Origin of the sequence: Streptomyces sp. NPDC096311, from assembly GCF_044763085.1 — a bacterium.
In the GTDB taxonomy this organism is placed as follows: domain Bacteria; phylum Actinomycetota; class Actinomycetes; order Streptomycetales; family Streptomycetaceae; genus Streptomyces.
This window is the reverse complement of sequence record NZ_JBIWFN010000004.1, coordinates 111,989-137,016: the sequence shown is the minus strand read 5'-3', so window position 1 is coordinate 137,016 and position 25,028 is coordinate 111,989. Positions and strand designations below refer to the sequence as shown.

23 protein-coding genes and 1 riboswitch are annotated in these 25,028 nt (G+C 71.7%); of the genes, 11 read left to right on the top strand and 12 right to left on the bottom strand.

Annotated features, from left to right (window positions below; translation table 11 throughout):
* Positions 1–74: 74 nt before the first annotated feature.
* Genes ACIRA5_RS12220 through ACIRA5_RS12195 form a run of 6 tightly spaced genes read right to left on the bottom strand, consistent with a single transcriptional unit; the run spans position 75 to position 8,125 of the window.
* The gene (locus tag ACIRA5_RS12220) at positions 75–881 is read right to left on the bottom strand and encodes an aminotransferase class IV (protein ID WP_403690014.1); all 807 of its coding nucleotides are present in this window, start codon (positions 879–881) and stop codon (positions 75–77) included.
* 18 nt (positions 882–899) lie between these two features.
* The gene (locus ACIRA5_RS12215; RefSeq protein ID WP_403690011.1) at positions 900–2,099 is read right to left on the bottom strand and encodes an FAD-dependent monooxygenase; all 1,200 of its coding nucleotides are present in this window, start codon (positions 2,097–2,099) and stop codon (positions 900–902) included.
* Positions 2,096–3,667 carry a class I adenylate-forming enzyme family protein gene (locus tag ACIRA5_RS12210; RefSeq protein WP_403690008.1) on the bottom strand — a complete coding sequence of 524 codons (1,572 nt, stop codon included), beginning with the start codon at positions 3,665–3,667 and terminating at the stop codon, positions 2,096–2,098. The genes ACIRA5_RS12215 and ACIRA5_RS12210 overlap by 4 nt, the downstream gene beginning before the upstream one ends.
* Positions 3,668–3,713: 46 nt before the next feature.
* Entirely contained in the window at positions 3,714–5,285 is a 1,572-nt protein-coding gene (locus ACIRA5_RS12205; RefSeq protein WP_403690006.1) for an AMP-binding protein, read from the bottom strand.
* Positions 5,282–7,480 carry an aminodeoxychorismate synthase component I gene (gene pabB, locus ACIRA5_RS12200; RefSeq protein ID WP_403690004.1) on the bottom strand — a complete coding sequence of 733 codons (2,199 nt, stop codon included), beginning with the start codon at positions 7,478–7,480 and terminating at the stop codon, positions 5,282–5,284. Before pabB ends, ACIRA5_RS12205 begins: the two co-directional genes overlap by 4 nt.
* Positions 7,481–7,510: 30 nt before the next feature.
* On the bottom strand, positions 7,511–8,125 hold the full coding sequence (locus ACIRA5_RS12195) for a hypothetical protein (RefSeq protein ID WP_403690699.1): 615 nt from the start codon (positions 8,123–8,125) through the stop codon (positions 7,511–7,513).
* 195 nt (positions 8,126–8,320) lie between these two features.
* On the opposite strand from ACIRA5_RS12195, the gene ACIRA5_RS12190 reads away from it, so the two are divergent.
* Together ACIRA5_RS12190 and ACIRA5_RS12185 are read left to right on the top strand one after the other, a co-directional pair.
* The gene (locus tag ACIRA5_RS12190) at positions 8,321–9,100 is read left to right on the top strand and encodes a DUF3050 domain-containing protein (RefSeq protein WP_403690001.1); all 780 of its coding nucleotides are present in this window, start codon (positions 8,321–8,323) and stop codon (positions 9,098–9,100) included.
* Positions 9,101–9,303: 203 nt separating this feature from the next.
* Positions 9,304–10,002 carry a DUF4232 domain-containing protein gene (locus ACIRA5_RS12185; RefSeq protein WP_403689999.1) on the top strand — a complete coding sequence of 233 codons (699 nt, stop codon included), beginning with the start codon at positions 9,304–9,306 and terminating at the stop codon, positions 10,000–10,002.
* 90 nt (positions 10,003–10,092) lie between these two features.
* Here ACIRA5_RS12185 and ACIRA5_RS12180 read toward each other — a convergent pair whose 3' ends face one another.
* Positions 10,093–10,920: a DMT family transporter gene (locus ACIRA5_RS12180; protein ID WP_403690698.1), complete on the bottom strand. Its 828-nt coding sequence runs from the start codon at positions 10,918–10,920 to the stop codon at positions 10,093–10,095.
* A gap of 135 nt (positions 10,921–11,055) precedes the next feature.
* Between ACIRA5_RS12180 and ACIRA5_RS12175 the strand changes: the two genes are divergently transcribed.
* Positions 11,056–11,439, top strand: coding sequence for a hypothetical protein (locus ACIRA5_RS12175; RefSeq protein WP_403689996.1), 384 nt, complete (start codon positions 11,056–11,058; stop codon positions 11,437–11,439).
* Between the two features lie 67 nt (positions 11,440–11,506).
* Entirely contained in the window at positions 11,507–12,694 is a 1,188-nt protein-coding gene (locus ACIRA5_RS12170; RefSeq protein ID WP_403689993.1) for a glutathionylspermidine synthase family protein, read from the top strand.
* Between the two features lie 135 nt (positions 12,695–12,829).
* Here ACIRA5_RS12170 and rocD read toward each other — a convergent pair whose 3' ends face one another.
* Positions 12,830–14,035, bottom strand: coding sequence for an ornithine--oxo-acid transaminase (gene rocD, locus ACIRA5_RS12165; RefSeq protein ID WP_403689991.1), 1,206 nt, complete (start codon positions 14,033–14,035; stop codon positions 12,830–12,832).
* Positions 14,036–14,187: 152 nt separating this feature from the next.
* A riboswitch (ZMP/ZTP riboswitch) is annotated at positions 14,188–14,275 on the top strand.
* On the opposite strand from rocD, the gene ACIRA5_RS12160 reads away from it, so the two are divergent.
* The gene (locus ACIRA5_RS12160) at positions 14,257–15,753 is read left to right on the top strand and encodes a glycine hydroxymethyltransferase (protein WP_099942983.1); all 1,497 of its coding nucleotides are present in this window, start codon (positions 14,257–14,259) and stop codon (positions 15,751–15,753) included. (Overlaps the previous riboswitch by 19 nt.)
* 13 nt (positions 15,754–15,766) lie before the next feature.
* On the opposite strand, the gene ACIRA5_RS12155 is transcribed toward ACIRA5_RS12160, so the two are convergent.
* Positions 15,767–16,456 (bottom strand): hypothetical protein, encoded by a 690-nt coding sequence (locus ACIRA5_RS12155; RefSeq protein WP_403689988.1) that lies wholly within the window; start codon positions 16,454–16,456, stop codon positions 15,767–15,769.
* 119 nt (positions 16,457–16,575) lie between these two features.
* Between ACIRA5_RS12155 and trpS the strand changes: the two genes are divergently transcribed.
* Both trpS and ACIRA5_RS12145 read left to right on the top strand, forming a co-directional pair.
* Positions 16,576–17,589 carry a tryptophan--tRNA ligase gene (gene trpS, locus ACIRA5_RS12150; protein WP_099925437.1) on the top strand — a complete coding sequence of 338 codons (1,014 nt, stop codon included), beginning with the start codon at positions 16,576–16,578 and terminating at the stop codon, positions 17,587–17,589.
* Between the two features lie 198 nt (positions 17,590–17,787).
* On the top strand, positions 17,788–18,372 hold the full coding sequence (locus ACIRA5_RS12145) for a 2'-5' RNA ligase family protein (RefSeq protein ID WP_403689984.1): 585 nt from the start codon (positions 17,788–17,790) through the stop codon (positions 18,370–18,372).
* A 125-nt stretch (positions 18,373–18,497) separates the two neighbouring features.
* Here ACIRA5_RS12145 and ACIRA5_RS12140 read toward each other — a convergent pair whose 3' ends face one another.
* Complete coding sequence (locus ACIRA5_RS12140) at positions 18,498–19,253, bottom strand: decaprenylphospho-beta-D-erythro-pentofuranosid-2-ulose 2-reductase (RefSeq protein ID WP_403689982.1); 756 nt, start codon at positions 19,251–19,253, stop codon at positions 18,498–18,500.
* Between the two features lie 43 nt (positions 19,254–19,296).
* Complete coding sequence (locus ACIRA5_RS12135; RefSeq protein ID WP_403689979.1) at positions 19,297–20,688, bottom strand: FAD-binding protein; 1,392 nt, start codon at positions 20,686–20,688, stop codon at positions 19,297–19,299.
* A gap of 142 nt (positions 20,689–20,830) precedes the next feature.
* Between ACIRA5_RS12135 and ACIRA5_RS12130 the strand changes: the two genes are divergently transcribed.
* Genes ACIRA5_RS12130 through ACIRA5_RS12115 form a run of 4 tightly spaced genes read left to right on the top strand, consistent with a single transcriptional unit; the run spans position 20,831 to position 23,688 of the window.
* The gene (locus tag ACIRA5_RS12130; protein WP_403689977.1) at positions 20,831–21,361 is read left to right on the top strand and encodes a phosphatase PAP2 family protein; all 531 of its coding nucleotides are present in this window, start codon (positions 20,831–20,833) and stop codon (positions 21,359–21,361) included.
* Entirely contained in the window at positions 21,354–22,298 is a 945-nt protein-coding gene (locus ACIRA5_RS12125) for a decaprenyl-phosphate phosphoribosyltransferase (protein WP_403689974.1), read from the top strand. The genes ACIRA5_RS12130 and ACIRA5_RS12125 overlap by 8 nt, the downstream gene beginning before the upstream one ends.
* On the top strand, positions 22,295–22,741 hold the full coding sequence (locus ACIRA5_RS12120; protein ID WP_352049081.1) for a GtrA family protein: 447 nt from the start codon (positions 22,295–22,297) through the stop codon (positions 22,739–22,741). The genes ACIRA5_RS12125 and ACIRA5_RS12120 overlap by 4 nt, the downstream gene beginning before the upstream one ends.
* A complete protein-coding gene (locus ACIRA5_RS12115; RefSeq protein ID WP_403689971.1) occupies positions 22,729–23,688 on the top strand; it encodes a YihY/virulence factor BrkB family protein in 960 nt (319 codons plus the stop codon). Before ACIRA5_RS12120 ends, ACIRA5_RS12115 begins: the two co-directional genes overlap by 13 nt.
* Here ACIRA5_RS12115 and ACIRA5_RS12110 read toward each other — a convergent pair.
* The gene (locus ACIRA5_RS12110) at positions 23,642–24,952 is read right to left on the bottom strand and encodes a D-alanyl-D-alanine carboxypeptidase family protein (protein WP_403689968.1); all 1,311 of its coding nucleotides are present in this window, start codon (positions 24,950–24,952) and stop codon (positions 23,642–23,644) included. The genes ACIRA5_RS12115 and ACIRA5_RS12110 overlap by 47 nt on opposite strands.
* Positions 24,953–25,028 lie beyond the last annotated feature (76 nt).

Sequence of the window (25,028 nt, the reverse complement as noted above, 5' to 3'; positions counted from 1 at the left end):
TCGTCCCGGCGCTGCTTTTCTGTCTTCGGTCCTTCTTCGGCTTTCGCGCCGTCCTCGGCTTTTGTGTCCGGAATTCAGTCGGCAGGCAGCGGTTCCATGACGCCGTCCAGCCACTGCCGCCATTCCGGGGCGCGCACGGCCGGCGCCGGGCTCATCGGCCGTGCCGTCCAGGCGGTCACCGGCCGGATCCCGTGCAGCGCGTTCACGAGCCACACCTCACGGCCGTCGAGCTCGGCCACGGTCCGTTCGCGGTGGGCGACACGGATCCCGGACCGGTGGGCCCGCTCCTGGATGAGGCCGGCGGTCACTCCGGCCAGGACGGGCAGCTGCGGCGAGGGCAGGCACAAGGTGTCGTCCTCCCACCACAGCAGGCTGGCCGTGGCCGTCTCCAGCACCACACCGGAGGACGCGATCAGCACCGCCTCTTCCGCGCCTTCCCCGGCGGCCCGCCGCCTCACCCGGGCCAGGGCGTCCAGGTCGGGTCCCTTGCGACGGGGGACGGTCCGTGGATCGCTCTGCCCCGCCGCCCAGACCCGTACGCCCGTGCCGAGCGGCGGCGCGTGCCGCAGCAGCAGCCTCAACTCCATGGAGCCCGAGGCAAGTTCGACCCGGGGGAACCACTCCCCGGTGCGCGGCAGCGCGGCGGTCATGTCCCGCCAGAACGCGACGAGCCGGTCCAGCGACGGGCCGCCGCAGTCGCCGCAGGCCCGCAGGAAGCGTTCCCGGTGCCGGTCGAAGCCGCGCATCCGGCCGTCGCGCAGCAGCCACGAGTCCGCGGCGAGCAGCCGGCCGCCCGGCGACGTGCCGGGGGCCGGTCCGGAGGTCAGCCCACGGCCGGGCGACCACGCCAACAGCTCCTCCGCGATGGCCGGTTGTGTCACTGGGTACCCCTCTCGATCTCAGTACTTGCGGCCCGCGACAGCGGGCGAACCGTTCCGTGGCCCGTACGGCGCGTGCTCCAGCCAGGAACCGCACCACGGCAGCACGGGCGCGAGCGCCGCCGCCGCCCGCTGTTTGACCCGGACGATCCGGCGGTGCGGCCGCAGATGGTCCAGCGCGCTGCCGGCGGCCGCGCTGTTGAACAGGGCCGCCGCCCGCCGGACCTCGGCGAAGTCGGCGACCGCGGCGGCCGTCCCGTCGGCGATCGCCCGCGCGGCAGCCGCCGCGTCCGCGATCCCGCTGTTCATCCCGCGCGCGCCGAACGGCGGGAACAGATGGGCGGCCTCGCCGACGAGCAGCACCCGCCGGTGCGGGTCGCTGAACGAGACGGCGACCTTGCGCAGGAAACGGTACGTCGACACCCACAGGATCCGTTCGGCGTACCCGTCGCCCACCACCGCGGGCAGCCATTCCCGTACGGCCTCCTCGGTCCCGTACGCCTCCTGCGTGTCGTCGTCCCGGCACTGCAGGTCGACCTGGAAGCCCCCGGTGAACGGCACCCGCATCACACTGCGGCGGCCCACCCCCGGGTGCTCGTAGTGGAAGACCCGCTCCAACGGCAGCTCGGCGCCCGGCAGGTCGGCGACGTCCACGACGACATGGAAGCCGTCCGCGCGCGTCCCCTCCATCGGGATGCCCAGCTCGCCCCGGACCGCCGAGCGCGCCCCGTCGGCGGCGACGGCGTGCGTGCCGGTCCAGACGCGGCCGTCCTCGCCGGTGAGCACGACCTCCGTCGGTGCGACGCGCACCCCCGTCACCCGCGCCCCCCACGCGAACTCCACTCCGGCCGCCTCGCACGCGGTGCGCAGGAAGCGCTCGGTGTCCACCTGACGCAGGCTGGTGAAGGGCGGGAGGCCGGGCGTGGACGGTGGCGGGAAGGTGCGGGCGTACACCTCGCGGCCCCGGTACAGGGTCCGTCTGGTGTGCCAGGTGCGCCCGTACGCCGTGATCTCGGCGGCCAGCCCCGGGCGCATCCCGTCGAGCAGTCGCAGGGTCTCCCGGTGCACGAACAGAGCGCGGCTGCCGGGGCGTTCGCGCTCCTCGGGGTCCGCCTCCAGGAGCACGACCGGCAGCCCGTGCGCCCGCAGCGCGAGCGCCGCCGACAGCCCGACGGGCCCGGCACCCACCACGAGGACCGGATGGCCGGGCGCGCCGCTCACGCGCGTACGCCCTCGGTCAGCATGCGGGTGAGCTCCACCCGCTTCACCTTCCAGGTCGCGGTCATCGGCAGCTCCTCGAAGCGCCACTGCCGGGGCTCGGCCAGGGGCGGCAGACCGGCCGTGGCCTCCCGCCAGCGCGCCGGGTCCAGCGGCTGTTCGCGGCGCACGCACACCACCGGCACCGGTTCGCGGTCCGCGCCGGGCACGATGACCACCTCACGCAGCTCATCGAGGCGGTCCATCAGGGCGTCCTCGACCTCCAGATTGCTGTGCACCGAGTCGATCTGATCGATCTCACGGTCGATCAGATGGAGTCCGCCCAGCCGGTCCTGGTACCCCATGTCGCCCATCTGCCACCAGCCGCCGTCGTCGAGTTGGCGCTGGTACTGCTCCCGGGCGCCGAGATAGGTGAGGATCCGCCCTCGGGTGCGGGCCTCGATGCGGCCGGGCGTGCCGGGCCTGGCACGCCCGCCGGAGTCGTCCGTGACCCGGACCCGGGTGAAGCCGGGGATCCCGATCCCGACCCGGCGCCCGTCCGCGCGGCCGGCACTGCGCCGGGTGAACCACTGGAAGGCCACCGGACCCGTCTCGCTCTGCCCGTACAGCTGGATCAGCCAGGGCGTACGCCGCTTCGAGGCGTCCAGCAGCCGCCGTACGGTGCGCGGATGGATCGCGTCGAACGTGGAGCCGTACGAGCGGACCCGGGACAGCGGCGCTCCGGGCGCGTCGGCCAGTTCCTCCCACAGCACGAAGGTGTTGGGGTGGGTCTCGACGATGCCGGGACGGTGCCGGGTCAGCAGCGGTCCCACCGCGGCGGGGTCCGGGTCGGTGATGAGCACCAGCGGGCTGCCGAAGTGCAGCAGGACGCCGAGCAGATGGTAGAAGCGCGAGTGCACGAACGACATGTGCAGCGCGGCGGTCTCGCCGCGGGTGGGCCAGCCCATCGCCTTCTGCGGGACGAGCCGGTTCCACATGGTGTTCGCGCAGTGCACGGCGAGCTTGGGCAGGCCGGTGGTGCCCGAGCTGTGGGTGATCAGGGCGGGCTCGCGCGGATGCAGCCGGACGGGAGAAGGAGTCTCTGCCCCGGCGTACTTCTCCAGGGATTCGGCCCCGGGCGCGTCGTCGACGCTGAGCGTCCGCCGTACGAGCGTGGAGAGGTCGACGTCCGCCAGCGGGCCTTCCAGCTTGGCCCTGTCGGTGATCAGCCAGGGTTTGTGGAGCCGTTCGAGAAGCCGGCCCACCACCGGGCCCGCGAGCCCGGGCGACAGGAGCACGGGAACGGCCCCGATACGGGAGGCGGCGCAGGTCAGCAGGACGATGTCGACGTTGTCCGTCTTGTGGACGACCACCTCCTCCGAGGGCCGGACCCCGGCCTCCCACAGCCGTCCGGAAAGCTCCTCGACCACCTCGGCCAGGACCGGATAGCTGAGGTCGACCCCGAGGCCGGGACGGACGTCGAGCGGCCGGTCCAGGGTGACGAAGACGGCTCCGTGGCGGTCCGCCGCCTGCCGGAACATCGGGCCCAGGTAGAAACCGCGGTCGGCGAGCAGGGGCTGCTGCTGTCGCATGTGCCCGTTCCCTTCTGTGGTGGTGCGCGTGGCGGTCATGGACGGGTCACCAGGCGCCCTGGCGGACGAGGTGGCGGCGGAGTTTTCCCGTCGAGGTGCGGGGCAGCGACGGGACGAAGCTGATGGCTCTGGGGACCTTGAACGCGGCGAGGTGCTCGCGCGCCAGGCCCACGAGTTCCGCCTCGAGACCGGACGGCCCCGACAGTCCGGAGAGACCGGGCGGCAGGGGCGAGACGGGGACGACGAAGGCCCGCAGCCGGCTGAAACCGCGCCAGTCGGTCATGGCCGCGACCGCGACCTCCTTCACCGCCCGATGGGCCCGCAGCACGGCCTCCACCTCCAGCGGGGAGATGGTGATCCCGCCGACCATCTCCAGGTCGTCGGTGCGTCCCAGGTGCCGGTAGCTGCCGTCCGGCTCCCGGCGCGCCCGGTCGTGGGTGGCCAGCCAGCCCCCCACCAGGGTGCGTTCCGTCTCCTCGGGCCGGTTCAGATAGCCGGGCGTCAGCGTCGGCCCGCGCACCCAGAGTTCGCCCTCCGCGCCGTCCTCCACCGGCACCCCGGCGCCGTCGCGCAGCTCCACCTCGAAGCCGGGGACCGGGCGGCCGACCGTGCCCGGGTGGTTGTGCTCGAAGCTGTTGGCGCAGAACGCGTGACCGGCCTCGGTGGAGCCGATCTGCTCCAGGACCGGCGCGCGCAGCAGATCGGCGACCTGCTTTTCGAGCCCCTCGGGCAGGCCCTCCCCGGCCGACACGGCGGCGCGTACGGAGGCGAAGCAGGTCGCGTGGCCGTTGCCCCGGTCGGCGACGAGGGCGGCGTACGCGGAGGGCACGGAGTAGAGCAGGGTGACCCGGTGCCGGGCGACCAGCTCGTCCACGGCGGCCGGGTTCGGACGCCGGTCCACCAGGACGGCGGAGGAGCCGGAGAAGAGCGGGAAGACGAAGGCGTTGCCGAAGCCGTACGCGAAGTACAGCTTCGACACCGACAGGGTGACGTCGTCCGGGGTGATCCGCAGCAGCCGCCGGCCGATGAGGTCGTGGTACGTCTTCGGGTCGCCGTGACAGTGCACGACACCCTTGGGCCGGCCGGTGGTGCCGGAGGTGTACTGGACGTAGAGCGGGGTGTGCGCGTCGACCGGGTGCGCGGCGGCCGGCTCGGCGTCGGGGGTGAGCGCCATCAGCTGATCGGCGCCGAGGCGCACACGGTCGGTGAAACGGTCCTCCAGGCCCGGTCCGGTCACGCAGAGCACGGCCTTGGCGTCCTCGGCCATGAACGCGTGCTCGGCCGGGGGCAGTTCGGGGTTGACCAGGACCGCGACGGCGCCCAGCCGGGCGGTGGCGAGGAAGGCCGCCACCCAGGCGATGCCGTCGGGCAGCGCGAGCAGCACCCGGTCGCCCGCGCCCACGCCGTGTCCGGAGAGCACACCGGCCGCGCGGCCCGCGAGCTCGTGCACCTCGCCGTGCGTCCAGGCCCGGTGGCCCTGGTGGAAGGCGATCCGCTCGCCCCAGCCGCGCCGCTCGGCGAGCGCGGCGAGATGGGTGGCGAGGTTGCCGGGGGCGTCGACGTCGGCGTGGGTGCCGGTCGGCGACTGCGGAGTCGGCGTGGACGTGGGGATCGTCACCGGGCGGGCTCCTCTACGGCGGCTCGGCGGGGGGTGTCCGCCCGACGGGCGCTCACCCCTACCGGGGTGGTTTCCTGGTGCTCCCGCAGGGCCCGCATCTGTGCCGCCGTCTTCAGCAGCATCTCGTCGTACTCCGCGGCCGGATCGGAGTCGAGGACGATCGCGCCGCCCGCGCCCAGGTGCGTCAGCCCGTCCGCGAGTACGGCGGTACGGATGACGATGCTGAGGTCGGCGCCGCCGCTGCACCCCAGGTAGCCGAGGGCACCGGAGTACACCCCGCGCGCCTCGGTCTCCAGCGTGTCGATGATCTCCATGGTGCGCAGCTTCGGCGCGCCGGTCATCGAGCCGCCGGGGAAGCAGGCGCGGACGCAGTCCACCGCGTCCGTCTCCGGGCGCAGCCGGCCCTCGACGGTGGAGACGAGCTGGTGCACGGTGGCGTAGGTCTCGGTGGCCATGAGCCGGGAGACGCGTACCGTCCCGGTCCGGCAGACCCGGCCCAGGTCGTTGCGGAGCAGGTCGACGATCATCAGGTTCTCGGCGCGGGTCTTGGCGTCCGCGGCGAGCGCGTCCCGCAGGCGTGTGTCCTCCTCGGGGGTGCCGCCCCGGGGCGCGGTGCCCTTGATGGGACGGGCCTCGGCGACGCCGCCGCGGGTGATCCGCAGGAAACGCTCGGGGGAGGCGCTCGCCACGTCGAGGTCGCCGAACCGCAGGAAGGCCGCGTACGGCGCCGGGTTGACGAGGCGCAGCACCCGGTAGAAGTCGTACGCGTCGGGTGGCGCGGGCAGCCGGGCGGCGTTGGTCAGACAGATCTCGTAGCTGGTGCCCGCGCGGAGTTCGCGCACGCAGGCCTCGATGTCCGCGAGGTAGGTGGCCCGGTCGCGGACGAGCCACGGTTCGGCGGCGCCGAGGTCCGGCTCGGCCGACACGGGAGCGGGCGGTAAGGGCTGCGGGTCGGGGCCGACGAAGGTGAGCTGGGCGAGTGCGCCGTCGAGCCAGTCGCCGGCCTCCCGGGTGGCCTGGGGAGTGTCCTCGGCCACACAGACGGCGTAGGTGAAGCCCTCCTGGTGGTCCACCGCGATCAGCCGGTCGGCGAACAGCCAGCAGGCGTCGGGGGTTTCGGCCCGGTGGCGGTTGGGGGAGCCGCAGTCGGCCTTGGTCTCGTACCCGAAGTAGCCGACGTATCCGCCGGTGAAGTCGAAGGGCAGCCCGGTGGCGTCCACGTGGCGGTTCGCCAACTGCCGCTTGAGGTAGTCGAAGACGCTCGCCCGGACCTTGCGCGGCGGCCGGCCGGCCCGCTCGATCTCGCAGCGGCCGCTCGTGACGTCGTACCGGACGAACTCCGACAGCGGCCCGGAGCCGTCACCGAAGAACGAGAACCGTGACTGCCCTTCCTCGACGCGTGCGCTGTCCAGCCAGAACGCACGCGGAGAGGCGGCGTACATGCGGGTGAAGGCGGCCTCCGCGTCGACGGCGGTGGCGATGCGGCGGGTGTGCAACCGGTGGGCGGGGCGGACGGTCCGCGTGGGCCGGGAGGGCGTGGCGGGGGCGGGGATGGCCGCCGCGGACGGGGTGACCGCGGTGTTCTTCGTACGGGTCTTGCGGGCGCGTTGCGCCGTGAGGTTGCGGAAGTTCACGAGCATCCGGTGGCCGTACTCGCTCAGGACGGACTCCGGGTGGAACTGCACCCCCCACAGCGGCCGGGCGCGGTGCCGCAGCCCCATCAGGACGCCGTCCTCGGACCAGGCCGTGGCTTCCAGCGTCTCGGGCAGCGGCTCGCGCACGGACAGCGAGTGGTAGCGGACCGCGGTGAAGTGCTGCGGCAGCCCCTGGAACAGGTCCCGCTCGTCGTGCCGGATTCTCGACAGATGCCCGTGCCGGGGCTCCGGGGCGGGCAGCACCCGGCCCCGCTCCCCGAGCGCGATGCCCTGGTGGCCCAGGCAGACACCGAGCACCGGGATCGTGGCCTCCGCGAGCACTCTGGCGCTGATCCCGAAGTCACGGGATTCGGCCGGGTGTCCCGGGCCCGGCGACACCACCACGTTGTCGAATTCCGAGAGATCCGGAGTTCTTCCGGCTGTTCCGTCGGGGGCGGCGTCGTTGAGGATCACCACCGGCTCCTCGCCGTTGACCTCGGCGATCAGCTGGAACAGGTTGTACGTGTACGAGTCGTAATTGTCGATGAGCAGGGTCTTCACCCGCCCACCTCCCTTTGATCGTTCTCGGGCCTACGCGGTCCGTCTTTTGTGGCGTCCGCGGAGCGCCTGGAGCGGTGGGTACAGCCATTTCTTGAAGAATCGCTGAAGGCGCGGCATGAGAATCCAGGTGACGAGGGCCGTCACACACAGACATAGCAGCAGCGTTCGGATGAGCGGATTGAGACCACCGAGATACGGAATCACGAGCAGATTGAATAAGAGCACCGGTGGGAAAACCGCGCTCATATTGATGAACCAAAGCTTCCATTTCGCGGGTGGGGGCGGTGCGGCCGGCGGTTTCGCGGCGCCGGTCTGGGCGTCGAACCAGCTCTTGGAGCCCCGCACACTCCGCCGGCCCGTCTCCCGGGCGAACGGGTCCGCCCGGGTGGCCCACTGCGCCCGGATGATCGAGTCTTCCCAGGCCAGGGCCGATCCCTCGCTGTCGAAGCGGTAGACCACATGCCACTCCGCCTCTCCGTCGGCAAGTACACCACCCCCCAGGAAGCCCGGTTCGCGCGAGCTCGCCCGCAGCACGGCCCACCCCCAGGAGTGGAAGTCGGTCTCGCGGCCCGGGATCACGTGATACGCCACGGTGACGGTTACGGGATTCCTGGTCACGCCATCGAGTACGGAAAGCGCATACAGCGCGTTCAAATCTTCAACGAAGTTTTTCGAGTGTCCGAATCGTGACCATTTGTTTATCTTTTGGTTATCTTGACGTCTTCTGTCGATCGATACTCACGGTAACTCTCGCATGATTTCCGAAAGTGCTTGCGGGGGCCGCTGATAAAGCTGCACGATCGCCATCCCCCGTCAATGTGTCCCCAAGAAGGAGATCCCATGTCCAGGTACGACTGGAATATGAACCACGAGGGAATCGAGCAGGCGCGTTCCGCGATCGAACCCGCTCGGAAGGAGGTCACCACCCACCCGATTTACCAGCGGATAAACAGCCGGGAGGACATGGCGACGTTCATGGCGCACCATGTGTTCGCGGTATGGGACTTCATGTCGCTCCTGAAGTCCCTCCAACGGGAACTGACCTGCGTCGACGTCCCCTGGGTGCCGCGCGGCACGGAGGTGAGCCGACGCCTGATCAACGACATCGTCCTGGTCGAGGAGAGCGACGAACTGAACGGCGGTTTCACCAGCCACTTCGAGCTGTACCGCGCGGGCATGGCCGAGGCGGACGCCGACGCGACCAGGATCGACACCTTCCTCGCCCTGATCACCGAGGGCCACGACGTGCCCTCGGCGCTCCGCGTCGCCCAAGTCCCCGCCCCCGCCGCGGAGTTCGTCCGCACCACCTTCGAGATCATCTCGGACCGGCCGCTGCACTGCCGGGCGGCCGCGTTCGCCTTCTCCCGGGAGGACCTCATCCCCGACATGTTCGACCAGGTCATCAAGAAGGAGGGCACCGACCGCTTCCCGCTCTTCTGCGACTACCTGGCCCGACATATCGAGGTCGACGGCGAGGAACACACCCCCATGGCCATGCAGATGGTGGCCGACCTCTGCGGCACGGACGACACGCGCTGGCAGGAGGCGGTCGAAACGGCGACGCTGGCCCTTGAGGCGAGGGTCCGGTTGTGGGACGGGATCGTGGGGGCGATGGCCTGAGGCCGTCGCCGGTTGATGTGCGGGGCTGTCGGCGACTGCGGTCGCACGCGGACCCCGGAACCTGACGAGTGCCCTGAAAGCCTTCCGAATGACTGACGCTGCATCAGGATGCCTCCGTGGCAGGGTGGTTGTGAATCCTCTCGTATTGTGGTGATCAACACGGCGCCCGCCAGCGCCCCCTCATGCAACGGAGACGAACCACGATGCGCCTGTTCCACGCCGCCACCGCACTCGCCGCCACGTCCGCGCTGGCCCTGACGCTCACCGCCTGCGGGAACGACAGCGGCAACGACGCCTCGGGCGACCAGTCGTCCGCACCGACCTCCTCGTCCTCGGCCGCTGCGGCCGGCGGCGCTTCGGCCGAGAACGCGGGTGCCACCAAGGACGCGGGCGGCAGCACGGGCGGCGGCGGTACGGGCACCAGCACCGGCGGCACGACCAGCACCAGCGGCACCGGCGGCACCGGCAACAGCGGCGGCACCGGCGCGAGCCGCTGCCACACCGCCGGGCTGGGCTTCTCGTTCGGCTCCGGCGACGGCAAGGTCAGCAGCTCGGACGACCAGCAGCAGCTGGCCGTGGTGCTGAAGAACAAGGCGTCCGCCACGTGCACCATCCAGGGCTTCCCCGGGGTCGACCTGAAGTCCTCCGGCGGCAGCTGGTCGCTGACCCGCAGCGGTGCGACGCCCAAGAAGGTCACCCTGGCCGCCGGCAGCAGCACGACGTTCACCCTCACCTTCCTGCCGTGGAACCAGGGCAGCGGCACCGAGTTCAAGGCCACCTCGGTCGTCGTCACCCCGCCGAACGAGACCACCTCGGCCACCCTGGCCTGGCCCGGCGGCAGCGTCCTGCTCCAGGACGGCGCCACGCACCCCGGCACCTACACCGGCCCCGTCGGCGGCTGACGGCAACCGGCTACTTCGGCTGCGGGCCGGTGGGGGCCGGGCGCGGGTGTGCCCGGCGTTCGCGGGCGAGGAACTCCCCGGCCTGCCCCGTCAGCCCTCCTCCACCGGCGCTTCCCCGAACCGTGCCAGCGCCAACGCCCCCGCCACCGCCACCACAAAACCCAGCACGGCCAGCCACTCCAGTCCCTCCCGCGTACGGTCGCCCAGCCAGATCACTCCCACCAGGGCCGGTCCGATGGTCTCCCCGATGACCAGACCGGCCGTGGCCGTCGTCACCGAGCCGCGCTGCAACGCCGACGTCAGCAGGATGAACGCGGCGCCTCCGCCGATGAGGAGCGCGTACGTCGCCGGATTGCGCACCAGCGCCCCGAACGCCAGCTCGTCGATCAGCCGCACCGACACCTCGACGACCCCGAACCCGAACCCGGCCCCGAGGCCGAGGACCAGCGCCCGACCCCGCCCGGACATCCGCCCGCCCACCAGGCCGAGCAGCAGCACCACCACCGCGGTCCCCAGCATCCAGTACTTCAGCGTCATGGACCCCGCCTCGCTGCCCTCCGCCCCGGACGCCAGCCCGAGCATCGCCAGCCCCGCGCACACCACCCCGACCGCGGCCCACTCCACCCCGCTCAACCGCACCTGCAGCAGCCGCGCGGCGACCACCGCCGTCACCGCGAGGCTCGCCGCCAGCGCCGCCCCGACCGCGTAGATGGGGAGAGAGCGAAGTGCCGCGATCTGCAGCAGGAAGCCCAGGCCGTCCAGCGCGAGGCCCGCGAGATACCGCCACTGCCGCAGCGCCCGCAGCAGCAGCGCCGCGTCCCCGCCCGAGCCGCCGCTGTCGGCCGCCGCCCGCGCGGCGATCGCCTGCAACACCGTCGCCGTACCGAAACAGACCGCCGCACCGAGTGCGCACACCATTCCAAAGAGCACGAAGTGACTGTAGGGGACGCCGAATCGGAGGGGTCCCTCGCCTGCCTTGCGCAAAGCACCTCTAATCTGATCGCCTGCGCCAGGCAAAGCGCGCGCACTGTCCTGACAAACGGGGGATCGAAGATGGCGGACACACGACGGCAACTGCGCTCGGGCACAGTCGTACTCGGCGGCATGGGACTCCTCGCGGCAGCCCTCACCGCCTGCTCCTCGGAGCCGGACAAGCGCTGTGTCGACCGCGACAGCTACACCTCGCTCAAGGGCTACAAGGTCGTCGCCGACAAGAACTGCAAGACCACCAAGTCCGTCAAGACCACCAAGACCAGGACCACCAAGACCTCGGTCAGCAGCGGCTGGTACTACGGCGGCAAGAAGAAGGGCGGCTGGGTCGACGGCGGCTCCTTCACCAAGGCGAGCAAGGGATCCGGCAGCAGCACCAGCGGCGGCAGCCACCACTCCGTCGACCGCGGCGGCTTCGGCAGCGGCAAGGGCAGCTCCGGCGGCTGAGCGACACCACGTCACCGCACCCGTAGCCGTGGGCCGCGCGCCCAGCACCGATCGGACCCGTACGCGCATGGAACGCCGCACCATCGAGCCCCGCGCCGGCTGGCAGCAGACCGTCGAGCGACAGGGCCTCATCTACCCGCTGACCCGCTACCCGGACGACTCCCTGCGCCCCTACTGGGACGAGAGCGCGTACTACGCCTTCTCACTCCCGGAGGTGGAGGCGCTGGAGGAGGTCGTCGAGGAACTGCACCGCATGTGCCTGGCGGCGGCCGAGCACATCGTCACGGAGAACCGTTTCGCCGACCTCGGCATCACCGACCCGCGCGTCGTGCGGGCGGTCGCCGAGGCCTGGCGGCGCCGCGGCGAACTCCCCTCCGTCTACGGCCGGTTCGACCTGCGCTACGACGGCACGGGCCCCGCCAAGATGCTGGAGTACAACGCGGACACCCCGACGTCCCTGGTCGAGGCGGCGAGCCCCCAGTGGTTCTGGATGGAGGACCGTTTCCCCGGCGCCGACCAGTGGAACTCCCTGCACGAACGCCTCGTCGCAGCCTGGAAGAAGCAGGCCGCCCTCCTCCCGCCGGGCAGCCCCCTCTACTTCGCGCACTCCGCCGACGACGAACTCGGCGAGGACCTCATGACCGTCGCGTATCTGAAGGAGACGGCGGAACAGGCGGGCCTCGACACCGACTGGATCTCGGTGGAGGAGATCGGCTGGGACACCCTCTCGGGTCGCTTCGTCGACAACCAGCTCCGTTTCATCCGCAGCTGCTTCAAGCTCTATCCCTGGGAGTGGCTCACCACCGACCGCTTCGCCGACCACGTCCTGGACACCCTCGACAACGGCGGCGGTACGGGCACGACCCTGTGGATCGAGCCCGCCTGGAAGATGCTCCTCAGCAACAAGGCCCTCCTCGCCGTCCTCTGGGAGCTGTACCCGGGCCACCCCAACCTCCTCCCCGCCTACCTCGACGGACCCCGGGAGCTGGCCACCACCCAGGGGTACGTCGCCAAGCCGCTCCTCGGCCGCGAGGGCGCCGGGGTGACGGTGCACGCGCCGGGCGCCGCCCCCGTCGTACGCGAGGACGAGGCCTGCTGCTACCAGGAACTGGCCCCCCTTCCCTCCTTCGACGGCAACCATGTCGTCCTCGGCGCCTGGGTCGTGGACGGCGAGTCGGCGGGGCTCGGCATCCGCGAGTCGTCCGGGCTGGTCACGGACGAGTACGCCCGCTTCCTGCCCCACGTGATCCTCTGAGCGGCTCCGGCGAAGTCCGCCGCGGTACCCGCGCCCCTCGGGGGCGCGGGGCTGTGACAACGTGCGGCTCCGCCGCGTGGGTGCGACCGGCCATGGACGGCCCGCGGGTTCATCACCGCGCTTCCAGCGGAGCGCTCAGGCACCCAGCACCGCACGCAGCTGAGCCAGCCCCCAGTCCAGGTCCTCCTTGCTGATGACCAGCGGCGGGGCGATCCGGACCGTGACCCCGTGGGTGTCCTTGACCAGGACACCCCGGTCCATCAGCCGCTCGGAGATCTCGCGTCCCGTGCCGTACTCGGGGGCGATGTCGACGCCCGCCCACAGCCCCCGCCCGCGCACCGCCGTGACATGCCCCGAGCCCGTCAGCAGCCCCAGCTCCCGGTGCAGGTGGTCACCCAGTTCCGCGGCGCGCCGCTGGTACTCGCCCGACCGCAGCATCGCGATCACCTCGAGCGCCACCGCGCAGGCCAGCGGGTTCCCGCCGAACGTCGACCCGTGCTCACCGGGCCGGAACACCCCGAGCACCTCCCTGCTCGACACCACCGCCGACACCGGTACGACCCCGCCCCCGAGCGCCTTGCCCAGGACGTACATGTCCGGCACCACGCCCTCGTGCTCGCACGCGAAGGTGCGGCCCGTGCGACCCAGCCCGGACTGGATCTCGTCCGCGACGAAGAGGACGTTCCGCTCGCGCGTCAGGTCCCGCACCCCGGCGAGGTAGCCGGGCGGCGGCACCAGCACGCCCGCCTCGCCCTGGATCGGCTCCAGCAGCACCGCGACCGTCTCCTCGGTGACCGCCGCCCGCAGCGCGGCCAGGTCCCCGTACGGCACGATGTCGAAGCCCGGCGTGAACGGCCCGAAGTCCGCCCGCGCCTCCGCGTCCGTGGAGAAGCTGATGAGCGTCGTCGTACGGCCGTGGAAGTTGTCGCTCGCCACCACGATCCTCGCCCGGCCGTCGGGGACGCCCTTGACGCGGTACCCCCACTTCCTGGCCGTCTTCACGGCGGTCTCCACCGCCTCCGCACCCGTGTTCATCGGCAGCACCATCTCCATGCCGCACAACTGCGCGAGCTGCGCGCAGAAGTCGGCGAACCGGTCGTGGTGGAAGGCCCGCGAGGTCAGCGTCACCCGCTCCAGCTGCGCCTTCGCCGCGTCGAGCAGCCGCCGGTTGCCGTGGCCGAAGTTCAGCGCCGAGTAGCCGGCCAGCAGGTCGAGGAAACGGCGCCCCTCGACGTCCGTCATCCAGGCCCCGTCCGCCGTCGCCACGACGACCGGCAGCGGGTGGTAGTTGTGCGCGCCGTGCGCGTCGGCCGAGGCGATGAGTCGTTCGGTGGTGGTCACGGGATCTCCGTTTCCTGCAGCGCGGGGACCGCTGCCGCACGGGGGGTCGGGCTCGTGGCTCCCTTCCTATCGTCGCTCGCACGGTGGACGCGGCGGGACACTCTGCGGCTACCACCGCGTGGCCGGTGATCCGGCGCGCCCGGTAGGCTGGCCGACGGGGCCGTGACTGGCGCGCTGGGATGGGATCGACCATCGGGGAGCGGTCCCGTGAACTGTGTGCCGTGCGCCTGGGCCGACCCGTGAACGCTGAACGCCACGTCCGGAGGCCGTCAATGCCCGAGCCCCTTTCCACCGAGTCCACCGCCTTCCGCAGCGCCCTCGACGTGATCCGGGCCGTGGAGCCCCGCGTCGCCGACGCCATCGGCCAGGAGATCGCCGACCAGCGCGACATGCTCAAGCTGATCGCGTCGGAGAACTACGCCTCCCCGGCCACCCTGCTGGCCATGGGCAACTGGTTCAGCGACAAGTACGCCGAGGGCACCGTCGGCCGCCGCTTCTACGCCGGCTGCCGCAACGTCGACACCGTCGAGGCCCTCGCCGCCGAGCACGCCCGCGAGCTCTTCGGCGCCGAGCACGCCTACGCCCAGCCGCACTCCGGCATCGACGCCAACCTGGTCGCCTTCTGGGCCGTCCTGGCCGCCCGCGTCGAGGCCCCGGCCCTCGCCAAGGCCGGGGTCCGGGGCGTCAACGACCTCTCCGAGGCCGACTGGGCCGAGCTGCGCCAGGCCTTCGGCAACCAGCGCATGCTCGGCATGTCCCTGGACGCGGGCGGCCACCTCACCCACGGCTTCCGCCCGAACATCTCAGGAAAGATGTTCGACCAGCGTTCCTACGGCACCGACCCGGCCACCGGCCTCATCGACTACGAGGCGCTGCGGACGTCGGCCCGTGAGTTCAAGCCGCTGATCATCGTCGCCGGCTACTCCGCCTACCCCCGCCTGGTGAACTTCCGGATCATGCGGGAGATCGCCGACGAGGTCGGCGCGACCCTGATGGTCGACATGGCGCACTTCGCCGGTCTGGTCGCGGGCAAGGTCCTCACCGGCGACTTCGACCCCGTCCCGCACGCCCAGATCGTCACCACCACCACGCACAAGTCGCTGCGCGGCCCGCGCGGCGGCATGGTCCTGTGCGACGAGAGCCTCGCCGAGCAGGTCGACCGCGGCTGCCCGATGGTCCTCGGCGGCCCCCTCCCGCACGTCATGGCCGCCAAGGCCGTCGCGCTCGCCGAGGCCCGCCGCCCCGAGTTCCGCGACTACGCCCAGGCCGTCGTCGACAACGCCCGCGCCCTCGCCGAGGGCCTGATGCGGCGCGGCGCCACCCTGGTCACCGGCGGCACGGACAACCACCTCAACCTGATCGACGTCGCCTCCTCCTACGGCCTCACCGGCCGCCAGGCCGAGTCCGCGCTGCTCGACTCGGGCATCGTCACCAACCGCAACGCCATCCCCGCCGACCCGAACGGCGCCTGGTACACCTCCGGCATCCGTATCGGCACGCCCGCGCTGACCACCCGTGGTCTGGGCACCACCGAGATGGACGAGATCGCCGGTCTCATCGACCGCGTCCTCACCGCGGCCGAGCCCGGCACCACGGCCAAGGGCGCCCCGTCCAAGGCCCAGCACGTCCTGGACCCGAAGATCTCCGACGAGATCTCCCACCGCGCCACCGACCTGCTGGCCCCGTTCCCGCTCTACCCGGAGATCGACCTCGGCTGACCCACCTCCTGGTTCAGAGGTCGATCAGCTCCTGTCGTGGTTCCCGCGGCGGTCCGGCGCCCTCGCGCCGGGCCGCCGCGCGGCGTACCAGGAGGGTGCCGCCGACCCCGAGGAGCAGACCCGCTCCCAGCCCGGGCAGCACCCGCCGCGCACGCTCCTCGACACCCCGTTTCGAGGCCGGTGCGCCTGCGGCGTCCTCGATGAACCTCCCGCGCCCCACCATCCGCTCGAACACCGAGCGCGACGCGCGGTGCCAGCGGATGTCGTCGTCCACCACGTCGGGAGAGGGGTCCGTGCGCACCCAGGGCGTGCCGTCCGCGGCCAGGAACAGCTGGTCCTGGCGCCCCATGGCGACATCGCCCCCCGGCGCGCTGTCCGTCTGCGGCCAGCCCCCGACCCCGCTCAGCCCCCACATCACGGTGGCCCGTACCGGCGGGAAGTCGCCCGCCGTCCACGCGTCCGGCACCCGCTCCGTCCCCATGTAGGTGGGAGTCAGCAGGTCCCACAGCCGCGTGAAGTCCTGCTCCCCGGAGTGCAGCGCGGTCGTGCGCCCCGTGCCGCCCTCGATGACCACGGCCATGTCCGGCCCTCTGCGCCCCGCGGCCGGTGCGAGAGCCCCCGCCGGGTGCGCCGCCAGCACGGCGAGCACCACACCCGAGAACACCGCGATCCCCGCTCTCACCCGTCTGCCTCGGCCCGTCATGCGTGTCCCCCGTCCGCCCCCAGCACGTGCCTCGAGTATCCGCCCGGGTCCTCTCTCCGGGGAGAGCTCTGTTCCCACCTGTTCCCGAGCTCCCGGGCGCACCTGAGAGAATGGTGAACATGGCCTCTGAACGTCCCCGCGTGCTCTCCGGAATCCAGCCCACAGCAGGCTCGTTCCACCTCGGCAACTACCTCGGCGCCGTCCGCCAGTGGGTGGCCCTGCAGGAGTCCCACGACGCCTTCTACATGGTCGTCGACCTGCACGCGATCACCGTTCCGCAGGACCCGGCGGACCTGCGCGCGAACACCCGGCTCGCCACCGCGCAGCTGCTCGCCGCCGGTCTCGACGCGGACCGCTGCACGCTTTTCGTGCAGAGCCATGTCCCCGAGCACGCCCAGCTCGCCTGGATCATGAACTGCCTCACCGGCTTCGGCGAGGCCTCCCGCATGACCCAGTTCAAGGACAAGTCCGCCAGGCAGGGTTCGGACCGCGCGTCCGTCGGCCTGTTCACGTACCCGATCCTCCAGGTCGCCGACATCCTGCTGTACCAGGCGAACGAGGTCCCGGTCGGCGAGGACCAGCGCCAGCACGTCGAGCTCACCCGCGACCTCGCCGAGCGCTTCAACGGCCGCTTCGGCGAGACCTTCACGATCCCGAAGCCGTACATCCTCAAAGAGACGGCGAAGATCTACGACCTCCAGGACCCGTCGATCAAGATGAGCAAGTCGGCGTCCACGCCGAAGGGCCTCATCAACCTGCTCGACGAGCCGAAGACCACCGCCAAGAAGGTCAAGAGCGCGGTCACCGACACGGACACCGTCATCAGGTATGACAGCGAGCACAAACCGGGTATCAGCAATCTGCTGACCATCTACTCGACCCTCACCGGTACCGGTATCGCGGAACTGGAGGAGAACTACGCGGGCAAGGGCTACGGTGCGCTCAAGACGGACCTCGCCGAGGTCATGGTCGACTTCGTGACCCCGTTCCGGGAGCGCACCCAGCAGTACCTGGACGACCCGGAGACGCTCGACTCGATCCTGGCCAAGGGGGCCGAGAAGGCGCGCGCCGTCGCCGCGGAGACGCTCGCGCAGGCGTACGACCGGGTGGGCTTCCTGCCCGCCAAGCACTGAGGCGTACGACCGCACACACGTACCACGGGGCAGAGCGCTGCACATCACTACGGCTGCGCCTGCCCACAACACGGCCGTGGCACTTACAGTCGAAGCCGGACGGCTGAGTACGAACCAGACAACGCGCCCGGCGACGCGAAGGACAACGCAACCGGTGACGCGACCGACGACGCACCGGACACGACGACAGGAGACGACGTGGGGACCGTAACGATCGGCGTGTCGATCGCGGTCCCGGAGCCTTACGGCAGCCTGCTCCAGGAGCGGCGCGCGGGCTTCGGCGACCCCGCGGCCTGTGGCATCCCCACGCACATCACCCTGCTGCCGCCGACGGAGGTCCACGCCGCCGACCTGCCGGCCGTCGAGGCGCACCTGACCGAGGTCGCCGTGGCCGGCCGGGCCTTCCCGATGCGGCTGTCGGGCACCGGCACCTTCCGGCCCCTGTCGCCGGTGGTGTTCGTGAAGGTCGTCCAGGGCGCCGAGGTCTGCGCCTGGCTCCAGCAGCGGGTCCGTGACGCCTCCGGTCCCCTGGCGCGCGAACTGCAGTTCCCGTACCACCCGCACGTCACGGTGGCGCACGGCATCGACGACGCGGCGATGGACCGCGCGTTCCATGAACTCGCCGACTACGACGCGGAGTGGCCCTGCACGGGGTTCGCGCTCTACGAACAGGGCTCCGACAGCGTGTGGCGCAAGCTTCGGGAGTTCGCCTTCGGCGGATCCGTGGTGCCACCGCAGGCGGGCCACGTGGACGTGGAGCGCGGGACCATCGCCAGCCGCTGAGCGGGGCCTGCGGTTCGGCGGCGCCCCGCAGGGGCGCGGGGAACCGCGCGGCCGGCCACGAGGGCGCCGCAGACGATCGACGGCACGTCCCGGCACTTCCGGCGGAGCGCTCAGCCGCCGTCGAGCTAGATCGGCAGGCGGCGGAACACCGCTCGCGGTACGTGCCGCAGCGCCGCCATCACCAGCCGCAGCACCCCCGGCACCCACACCGTCTCCGAACGCCGTCGCAGCCCCACCTCGACGGCCGTCGCGACCGCCTCCGGTGTGGTGGCCATGGGTCCTTCCGCGCGCCCCGCGGTCATCTTCGTACGGACGAACCCCGGGCGTACGACCATCACGTGGACGCCGGTGCCGTGCAGCGCGTCGCCCAGACCCTGGGCGAAGGCGTCCAGGCCCGCCTTGCTCGACCCGTAGATGAAGTTGGAGCGGCGGGCGCGCTCGCCTGCGACCGAGGAGAGCACCACCAGGGAGCCGTGCCCCTGCGTCTGGAGGGCCCGCGCGCACACGAGCAGAGCCGACACCGCGCCCGTGTAGTTGGTCTGCGCGATCCGGGCGGCGGCCACCGGCTCCCGCTCGTCCCGGGCCTGGTCGCCCAGGACTCCGAAGGCGAGCAGCACCATGTCGAGGTCGCCCTCGGCGAAGACCTTGCCGAGGACCGTCTCGTGGGACTCGGGGTCGAGCGCGTCGAAGGCGAGGGTACGGACGTCCGCGCCCAGTGCGCGCAAGTGCTCGGCGTCCCGCTCCAGGGCCGGCGAGGGCCGTCCGGCGAGCCACACCGTGCGGGTGCGCCGGGCGATCAGACGGCGCGCCGTGGCCAGCGCGATCTCGGACGTGCCGCCGAGGATCAGCAGGGACTGGGGGGCTCCGAAGGCGTCCTTCATGACAACTCCTAGAGGGGTGAGGAGGCGGGACGGTCGACCGGTTCTAGAGGCCGAGGCGGCGGGACAGGTCGGAGGTGAACACCCCACCCGGGTCCAACTCGGCCCGCAGTTCCCGGAATTCGGTCAGCCGTGGATACATGTCGGCCAGCAGTTCCGGCCGCAGCCGCGCGTCCTTCGCCAGGTACACGCGTCCGCCCGCCCCGGCCACCTCCTCGTCCAGCCCGTCGAGGAAGGCGCCGAGGCCCGGCAGGTTCGCGGGGATGTCCAGGGCGAGGGTCCAGCCCGGCATCGGGAAGGAGAGCCAGCCCGGATCGCCCTCGCCGAAGCGCTTCAGGACGGCGAGGAAGGACGGGCACCGGCGTTCGGCGATGCGCCGCACGATGCGCCGCAGGGCCTCCTCGCGCCCGTGTCCGACGACGAACTGGTACTGCACGAAGCCACCGCGCCCGTAGATCCGGTTCCAGTGCGGCACCCCGTCGAGCGGGTGGAAGAAGGCCGGGATCCGCTGTAGCTCACCGGCACGCGCACGGGGCGCCTTCCGGTACCAGAGCGCGTTGAAGAGGCCCACCGTTGCGCGGCCGAGCAGTCCCTCCGGCACGAAGGCGGGCGCGGACGGGAACCGCGGCGGTCGGAACGCCAGCGGGCGCCGGCGCGCGCGTGGGGGGAGCGCGTCCAGGGGGGCGTGTTCCCCGCGGGTGAGCACCGAGCGTCCCGTCGAGCGGCCGCGCGCGAGCAGGTCGATCCAGGCGACCGAGTACCGGTAGCGATGGTCCGTGGCGGTGAGACGGGCCATCAAGTCGTCCAGGTCCGCCGCGCGTTCGGTGTCGACGGACATCAGCGAGGTCTCGACGCGCTGGAGCCGGACGGTCGCCGTGAGGATCACCCCGGTCAGGCCCATGCCGCCCGCGGTGGCGTCGAAGAGGGGGGTGCCCCGGCCCACCGTGCGGATCGCGCCGTCCGCGGTCAGCAGCTCGAAGGAGAGGACATGGCGGGCGAACGCGCCGGACACGTGGTGGTTCTTGCCGTGGATGTCCGCGCCGATCGCGCCGCCGACGGTCACCTGGCGGGTCCCGGGCGTGACCGGTACGAACCAGCCGAGCGGGAGCAGGACTTCCATCAGCCGGTGCAGGCTCACGCCCGCGTCGCAGAGCACGGTCCCGCCGTCGACGTCGATCGCGTGGACGCGGTCGAGGCCGGTCATGTCGAGCACGGCCCCGCCCGCGTTCTGCGCCGCGTCCCCGTACGCCCGCCCCAGGCCCCGGGCGATGCCTCCGCGGACCCCGCAGGCGCGGACGGCAGCCACCGCTTCCTCGTAGGTGCGCGGTCGGACCACACGGGCGGTGGTCGGGGCGGTGCGGCCCCAGCCCGTGACGGAGACGGGTTCGGCCGGGCCGGAGGCGGATCCGGCCGGGTCGGAGGCGGTGTCGGCAGACATGACCGTGACCGTATCGGCGAAAAAGGTGCGTAAAGCCCTCACCTCTCCCGTCTTCTCGGCTCCTCACCGAAATGGGTGATTAATGGGATGTCGTACGAGATTGCCGTAATTCTGCGGCCACTCCCTAGAAGAGTGAGATCACATGGACGACCTTGACGACATGGACCGCCGACGGTGGGACGGCATGGACCGTCGGCTGCTGTCGGCCCTCCACGAGCGCGGCACGGATCCACGCGTGGCATCCGTCGCACGCGCCCTGTCCTGGAGCGGGGAGCACGGCGTGCTGTGGCTCGCGGCCGGGCTCACGGGCGCGGTGGTCGACCGCGGGCGGTGCGGCGCGTGGCTGCGCGGCACGGCGCTCACCGCCACCGCGCACCTCGCCAGCATGGGCGTGAAGCGGATCGTGCGCCGTCCACGCCCCACGCACATCGTCCCGCTGGTGCGCACGGCCGGACGTCACTCGTTCCCCAGCTCCCACGCGGCTTCCGCGACGGCCGCGGCGGTCGCCTTCGGTGCGCTCGGTGTCCGCCCGCTGCTGCCGCTCGCCGCCGCGATGTGCCTCTCCCGGCTGGTGGCCGGCGTCCACTACCCCTCGGACGTGCTCGCGGGTGCCGCCCTGGGCGCCCTGACGGCCCGTCTGGGTGCCCGCTGGATCGAGGCCGGCCATGGCTGAACGCACGGTGCTCCTCGACCCCACGCCGACCGCCCCGGTTCCCGTACGGACCCTCACCGGCCTCGCCCGGGGTCTCCTCAGGACCACCCGCCCCCGCCAGTGGGTGAAGAACCTGCTCGTCGTGGCGGCCCCGGCGGCGGCGGGCCAGCTCTTCTCCCGGCACGCGGTGATCCAACTCGCGCTCGTCTTCGTCCTGTTCACGGCCTGCGCCGCCGCCGTCTACCTGATCAACGACGCCCGGGACGCCGAAGCCGACCGCGCCCACCCCGTGAAGCGCCACCGCCCGGTCGCCACGGGCCAGGTCCCCGTCCCCCTCGCGTACACCGCGGGAGGCGTGCTCGCCGTCCTCGCCCCGACCGCCGCCGCCCTGCTGTCCTCCCCGGTCACCGCGGCACTGCTGACCGCCTACCTCGGCATGCAACTGGCGTACTGCGTCAGCCTCAAGCACGTCCTGGTCGTCGACCTCGCCGTCGTCACGACCGGGTTCCTGATGCGGGCGATGATCGGCGGGCTCGCCCTCGGCATCCCGCTCTCCCGCTGGTTCCTGATCACCACGGGCTTCGGCGCGCTCTTCATGGTGGCGGCGAAACGGTACTCCGAGGCCGTCCAGCTGGCCGGGAACGCCGGTGCCACCCGCGCGCTGCTCACCGAGTACACCACTGGCTATCTGCGCTTCGTCTGGCAGCTGGCCGCCGGGGTCGCCGTGCTCGGCTACTGCCTGTGGGCCCTGGAGGAGGGCGGCGTGCCCAGCGCCGGGGTGCTGCCCTGGCGCCAGCTGTCCATGGTCGCCTTCATCCTGGCCGTCCTGCGGTACGCCGTCTTCGCCGACCGGGGTGCGGCGGGCGAGCCCGAGGACGTCGTCCTGCGCGACCGCGCGCTCGCCCTGATCGGACTGGTGTGGCTCGCGATGTACGGGCTCGCGGTCGTGAACTGGTGAGCCTCGCCCGGCGGCCGCTGACCCAGGAGCTCCTGGGCTTCGCCACCGTCGGCGTCCTCGCCTACGCCGCCGACCTCGGCCTCTTCCTCTGGCTGCGCGGCCCGGTGGGCCTCGACCCGCTCACCGCCAAGGCGCTGTCGTTCGTGGCGGGCTGCTCGGTCGCGTACACCGGCAACGCGCTGGGCACCTACCGGCACCACGCCGTGCGGGGACCCCGGCGGTACGCCGACTTCCTCGTTTTCCTCGCCGTGAACCTCGCGGGCGCCCTCGTCCAGCTCCTGTGTGTCGCCGTCAGCCACTATGGCCTCGGGCTCACCTCGCGACGCGCCGACACGGTCTCCGGTGCGGGGATCGGTATGGCACTCGCCACGGTCCTGCGTTTTTGGGGTACCCGGACATGGGTTTTCCGAGGTGAGGGCAGAGTCGGATCATGGACTGGCTGAAAAAGCTCCCCGGCGTGGGGCCGTTGGTCACCCGTCTGATGGCCACGCACGGGTGGCGGTCGTACGAGCGTCTGGACCGGGTGAAGTGGACGCGGCTCGCTGCCGCGATGACCTTCATCAGCTTCGTGGCGCTCTTCCCGCTGCTGACCGTCGGTGCCGCGATCGCCGCCGCCACCCTCACCAGCCAGCGGCAGAAGGAGCTCCAGGACAAGATCGTCGAGCAGGTGCCGGGCATCTCCGACCAGCTCGACATCAACGCGCTGGTGCAGAACGCCGGCACCATCGGGCTCATCGCGGGCGCCGTCCTGCTGTTCACCGGCATCGGCTGGGTCGGCTCCATGCGGGACTGTCTGCGCGCGGTCTGGGAGCTGCCCGACCGCGAGGAGAACCCCCTCCTGCGCAAGCTCCTGGACGCCGGGATCCTCGTCGGACTCGGCGGTGCCGTCCTCGTCACCATCGCCGTCTCCACCATCGCGTCCTCGCTGGTCGGCTTGACGGCCCGGCAGCTCGGTATCGGCGAACACGACTGGGGGAGCGTGCTGCTGCAGTCCGCCGCGTTCGCCGTCGCCGTACTCACCGACTTCCTGGTGCTCCTGTACGTCCTGACCCTGCTGCCCGGCGTCGAGCCGCCGCGCCACCGGCTCGTCGTCGCCGCGCTGATGGGCGCCGTCGGCTTCGAACTGCTCAAGCTGCTGCTCAGCAGCTATATGCGGGGCGTGGCGTCGAAGAGCATGTACGGCGCCTTCGGTGTGCCCGTCGCGCTGCTGCTGTGGATCAACTTCACCTCGAAACTGGTCCTGTTCTGCGCCGCCTGGACGGCCACGGGACATGCCGACACCGGCCCGAAGCAACGCGACCACGACCCCGACGAGCCCGCGGAGCCCGAGGACTCCGGGGAGGTCAGCGACGGCGGCGCATCAGGTCGGGGAGGGGCCAGCGACGGTTGACGAGGAAGACGGCCCCGGCGACCAGGGCGAGCAGACCGCCGGTGATGGCCAGGGCGGTCCCGATCCCGCTGGAACCGTCCTTCGCCGCCGCGGAGGCGGCCACCGGCGACGACGAGGCCTTGGCCCCCCGGTCTCCGGACGGCCCCGGCGTGTCGGCCCCGGCGGACGAGGTCGCACCCGCCTGCGCGCCGGTGTCGACGCCCTTCGGCGGCACCAGCTGACCCACCGGTGTGAGCTTGCCGGCCGCGCTGAAGCCCCAGTCGAGCAGTCGCGCGGCCTCCTTGTAGACCTCGTTGTGCTCGTCCTTCTCCGGGTTCATCACGGTGACCAGCAGCACCTTGCCGTTCCGCTCGGCGACACCGGTGAAGGTGGCGCCCGCGTTGGTGGTGTTGCCGTTCTTCACCCCCGCGATGCCCTGGTACGTGGAGACGTCGGTGTCACCGGTCAGCAGCCGGTTGGTGTTCTGGATCTCGAAGGACTCGCGGGTCTTCTTCCCCTTGTCGTTCTTCTTCGTCTCGCCCGGGAACTTAGCCCGCACGGTCGAGCAGTACTCCCGGAAGTCCTTCTTCTGCAGCCCGGACCGGGCGAACAGCGTCAGGTCGTACGCCGACGACACCTGGCCCGGCTGGTCGTAGCCGTCGGGGCTGACCACATGCGTGTCGAGGGCCTGTAGGTCCTCGGCGTGCGCCTGCATGTCCTTGACCGTCTGATCCACGCCGCCGTTCATCGCCGACAGCACGTGCACGGCGTCGTTGCCGGAGCGCAGGAAGACGCCGAGCCACAGATCGTGCACGCTGTACGTCTCCTCCTCCTTTATCCCCACCATGCTGGAGCCCGCGCCGATGCCCGAGAGGTCGGTGACGGCGACCTTGTGCTGCTCGGTCCTCGGGAACTTCGGCAGCACGGTGTCGGCGAAGAGCATCTTCAGCGTGCTCGCCGGGGGCAGCCGCCAGTGCGCGTTGTGGGCGGCCAGCACGTCGCCCGACTCGGCGTCGGTGACGATCCAGGAGCGCGCGGTCACCTCCTTGGGCAGCACCGGGGCGCCCGTGCCGAGATTCACCTGGGTCCCGGCCTCTCCCAGCCGCGCTCCGCCCACCGTCGACATGTTCGCCGGGGGAGTCGCGCTCGGGCTGGCCGTCGGTGACGGTGACGACGACGGCTTGTCGGCCGCGAAGACGGGGACCGTCGTCGTCAGCGAAAGGGACAACAGGGTGGCGGAAGTGACCAGCAGCGATCGCCGGATGGTCTTCTTGGTGGCGGGCACGGTCGAGAAATTACAGGGCGCGGGCCGGGAAGTCGCATCACCCGATGCTGGAGTCCCCTGGTCCCGGCCACCCCGA